Consider the following 3,924-nt stretch of genomic DNA (forward strand, 5'->3'; position numbering starts at 1 on the left):
TGGTCCTTCTTCCAACAACGCACCAGTTGCCCATTTGGGCAGGTTATTGCCTGCCAAGCCCTTAGCATTACAGTTGCAGGTGCCGCTCATGGGCTCATAATCTCCTGATCTGACCCAGGAGGCTGCCATGACGGGTGTGGCCATCGAGCAGATGCTCGAGCTCTGGTGTGTGGAGTTGCGTCAGGTCAAAGCTGATCTCCAATCGCTGTTTGCTCATCCCAGCGTGGCTGCCTCGGCCGCCGCCTTCCTCGATGGGGTGCTCGGGCCGGAGCGGCGCAAGACCGGCTGGATGCGCGCTGAGGCCGCGGGCGACTCGGGGCCGTGGCGCCAGCAGGCGGTGCTCGGCCGCAGCCACTGGGATGCCGATGCGCTGCGGGACATGGTGCGCGAGTATGCGCTCGAGACGCTGGCCTCGCCCGGGGCCGTGCTGGTGATCGACGAGACCGGCTTTCTCAAGCAGGGTCAGCACTCGTGTGGCGTGGGGCGCCAGTACACCGGGTCGGCGGGCAAGATCACCAGCTGCCAGATCGGCGTGTTTGCGGCTTATGTGTCGGACAAGGGCTGCGCCTTCATCGACCGTCAGCTGTACCTGCCGCAGGACTGGACGAGCAAGCCCGAGCGCCTTGCCGCGGCTCAGGTGCCCGGCAGCATCCGCTTCGTCACCAAACCTGAGATCGCCGCACAGATGATCGAACGCGCGCTGGCCGCCGATGTCCCGTTCGACTGGGCGGCCACCGATACGGTCTATGGCGTGGGCCGGATCGAGATGCAGCTGCGACGGGCCGGCAAGGGCTACGTGCTCGGCGCGCATGCGACTGATCGGTTCTATTCCTGGATCGACAAGCCCGAAGTCGCCGGCACGGCCGAGCAGATCGCGAAGGCTCTGGCTCCCGCGGCATGGAAACGTCTGTCAGCGGGCGACGGCACCAAGGGGCCGCGCCTGTATGACTGGGCTTATCTCGAACTCGCCGATCTCGCGGCGGAGGAATACAACGAGCATCTCACCGGCTTGTGGACACGGGGGCTGCTGATCCGGCGCCGCCTCTCTGATGGGGATCTGGCGTTCTTCTCGACCTGGTGTCCGGCTGACACCCCGATCGACACCCTGGTGCGGGTGGAGGGACAGCGATGGGCGATCGAGGATGCCTTTGAGACCGCCAAGACGGAGTTGGGCCTCACCCACAACGAGACGCGCTCGTGGCATGGCTGGCACCGGCATGTGTCGCTGGTGATGCTGGCGTTTGCCATGATGGCAGTGGTGCGCCAGCGCGCCAACGCTCTCACCTCACCCCAAAAAAGAAGCGACGAAGCCAAGCCGCAGCGCTGGTACGCTGGTCTGTCCAGGAAATCCGCCGCGTGGCCACACGTCTTAAGCAGCGACGCATCGAGCCCGCCTTCGTGATTGCCTGGTCCGCCTGGCGTCGCGCGCATCAGGCGATGGCACAAACCTCACATCGCAAGCGGAGGGCGCAACTGTAATGTTAGAGCCTGTCCGAGTGAAAGTTGAATCCGAGCAGTGACTTGTGATTCACTGGTTGGCGCCGATTTGCGGAGGCGCCCATGTGGACCCAAGAGAACCGAGGTCTCTACGCTCGCACAGGTTTGCGCTACCCGAGCGACCTGACGGATGCCGAATGGGATCTGGTGCGACCGTTTCTGCACCGTCGCACGAGGTCCGGTCCAGCCCCGGAGCGCTTGCGCGAGATCCTCAATGCCGTTCTGTATGTCTTGAGCACAGGCTGCCAATGGCGGGCTTTGCCCAGAGACCTGCCGCCGCGCAGCACTGTGCACGGCTGGTTCGTGCGCTGGCATTGCGATGGCGTGCTCGACCGCCTGCACTTCGCGCTCTACCAGCAGGTCCGCGAACTTGAGGGACGCCACGCCAGTCCCACCGCCGCGATCGTCGACAGCCAGAGCGTCAAGAGCGCCGAAAAAGGGGGAGGTCTATCGATCCGATCGGCTATGACGCGGCCAAGAAAGTCAAGGGCAAGAAGCGTCACCTCATCGTCGACACGCTGGGCCTGATGCTTGGACTGAATGTGACACCGGCCGACGTGCAGGACCGGGATGGCTTTCTGCCGGTTCTGAAGAGTGTGCGGCGCGTGTTCGTGTTCCTGGAGCGCCTGTTTGCCGATGGCGCCTACAGCGGCGCAGCAACAGCCGCGGCCGCGAAACGGACCGGCAAGGTGGTTCTGGAGATTGTCAAACGTTCGGATGCCGCCAAAGGCTTCGTGGTGGTTGCGAAGCGGTGGATTGTCGAGAGAACCTTCGGGTGGCTCGGCCGCTGCCGCCGGCTGGTCAAGGATTTTGAGAACCTCACGCGCACGCAGCTGGCGTTCGTGCAACTCGCCATGATCCGGCTCATGACCCGCAGGATCGCAAGGCTTTGTCAAAGCTCATGAATCGCTCGGACCGACTCTTAGGAACGCGAGGGAGCGGCATCCAGCCCCGAACATTCTGATCGAAGTAGGTCGACGAGCCATCGGCCGAGAACACGCGCCAGACGCCTATTTCGAAGACGGTGTTCGTTTCCCAGAAGCCGACCGTCACCGGGAAATCCGGCGGAGCCTCATGGTCCTGGATCCAAAGGAGAATAGGAGATCCATTCCGCGGTGCGGCGCTCACGTCGAGCCATCGGCCCTTTGTCATTGATCCGCCTCCAAACCGGTCACGACTTTGGCTCCGCCCTGCCCTCGCCCGCCTCAGCCCCTGACGCCTCCAGCGCGTGAACACGAGCCTCGATCCGTCCGGTCATGGAGGTCACGAGTTCCATGGCGCAGGCTCTCAGCCCCTCATCCGCCTCATAGGTCATCAGGAAGGCTTGCCGCACCTTCTCAACTTCATCCTGGATGTAGGCGGAGCGGTGATCAGGCGGCACGCTGACGGCCCGCTCGGCAATCGCGGCAACGATCTTCTCGATCCGCGCTGCTTGCTGTTCTCGATTCATCTTCGCTCGTCCTGGTGCTGCCGGTCCTGCTAACCGCCTCCGGCTTTGCCGATAGCCCTTTTCAGGCTCTCCAATGCTGCCTCCAGTTTTGGGTCAGCACAAAGGCTTGAAGGCTCAGCCTTTGGACCACCCCATCCGGCCGCGGGGATGTTCCTCCGCAAACGCACGAACCGCGGACGTTGGAATGACCAGCCGGGATTGCCCTGTCGGACTCCCATAGTTTTTGCCGCTCTTCATGTAGAACGTTGTCCCGCCCCAGGATGCGGGCTTTTTCAGGTAAACGCGTCCCTGCTTCGGATTGACCGCCTCGATCGTAGTCAGAATGAACTTGAGCGAATGACCTTGGGTCTCGCGGATCGCTGCCGGATCACCGGGTGCGACGTTGCGGTAATAACGCTCAATCTCGGGCTGTGTCTGCGCCTCGCTGGGGTCCGAAAAGTCTTCGTGCATGTGCGCCTCCAGAATCTAGCTCTGCCCTGCCCTCATCCGCACCGCCCCTGCCGAATGCCTTGCTCGAGCCGCTTGCGCAGTTCCGGCACCATCAAGTGCCAGTGCAGGTGCAGGTCCTGCGCGATGCGCTTCTCCCGCTCGCTCCTGCGCAGGCTTGGATACCAGCCTGCCCGCTCGATCGTCTCGCGGAGAAGGGCTCGAGCTGTTGCCTCGATCTCATCGTCTGGGGTCATTGCCATGCTCCGCCCTACGAATCTTAATCTCCGCCGATCCTGCAAAACTCACCGGCTAGGCCGATAGCCCTTTTTGACTTCTCCAAGGTGTTTGGGATCTCGGTTCAGGCACAGAGGCGGATGGAGGAAGGCCGATTTCTCTCTCTCTTTTAGACTCTTTGCCCGTGGGGTTGGTTTTTTTCTAGGACGGCAAACCTGACTGTCTGGTAGATTGGAGTAGTGGGGGTCTTCTGTACCTGATGGGAGGTGCGGGATGACCAGACTCTCAGGGCGCCAGCCGCCGGAGCGCGAGCG

General features: G+C 62.7%; 5 protein-coding genes. 2 read left to right on the forward strand and 3 right to left on the reverse strand.

All coding sequences use genetic code 11. From position 1 onward, the window contains the following. Positions 1-127 precede the first annotated feature (127 nt). Positions 128-1,402, forward strand: a complete 1,275-nt coding sequence (locus ILT44_RS29980) for an IS701 family transposase (RefSeq protein WP_239468641.1) — start codon at positions 128-130, stop codon at positions 1,400-1,402. Between the two features lie 158 nt (positions 1,403-1,560). Further along, positions 1,561-2,402 (forward strand): IS5 family transposase gene (locus ILT44_RS29985; protein WP_372441296.1). Its coding sequence is split into 2 segments (ribosomal slippage): positions 1,561-1,930 and positions 1,930-2,402, totalling 843 coding nucleotides; the frame shifts between segments, so codons are not numbered across the junction. 266 nt (positions 2,403-2,668) lie between these two features. On the opposite strand, the gene ILT44_RS29990 is transcribed toward ILT44_RS29985, so the two are convergent. The 3 genes from ILT44_RS29990 to ILT44_RS30000 all read right to left on the reverse strand — a co-directional run bounded on the left by ILT44_RS29990 (position 2,669) and on the right by ILT44_RS30000 (position 3,630). Next, the gene (locus tag ILT44_RS29990; RefSeq protein WP_204243258.1) at positions 2,669-2,947 is read right to left on the reverse strand and encodes a hypothetical protein; all 279 of its coding nucleotides are present in this window, start codon (positions 2,945-2,947) and stop codon (positions 2,669-2,671) included. 114 nt (positions 2,948-3,061) lie between these two features. Then, entirely contained in the window at positions 3,062-3,397 is a 336-nt protein-coding gene (locus ILT44_RS29995; protein ID WP_204243259.1) for a hypothetical protein, read from the reverse strand. 32 nt (positions 3,398-3,429) lie between these two features. Then, entirely contained in the window at positions 3,430-3,630 is a 201-nt protein-coding gene (locus ILT44_RS30000; RefSeq protein ID WP_204243260.1) for a hypothetical protein, read from the reverse strand. Between the last annotated feature and the right edge of the window lie 294 nt (positions 3,631-3,924).

It is taken from the genome of Microvirga arvi, from assembly GCF_016892765.1.
GTDB classification, from domain to species: domain Bacteria; phylum Pseudomonadota; class Alphaproteobacteria; order Rhizobiales; family Beijerinckiaceae; genus Microvirga; species Microvirga arvi.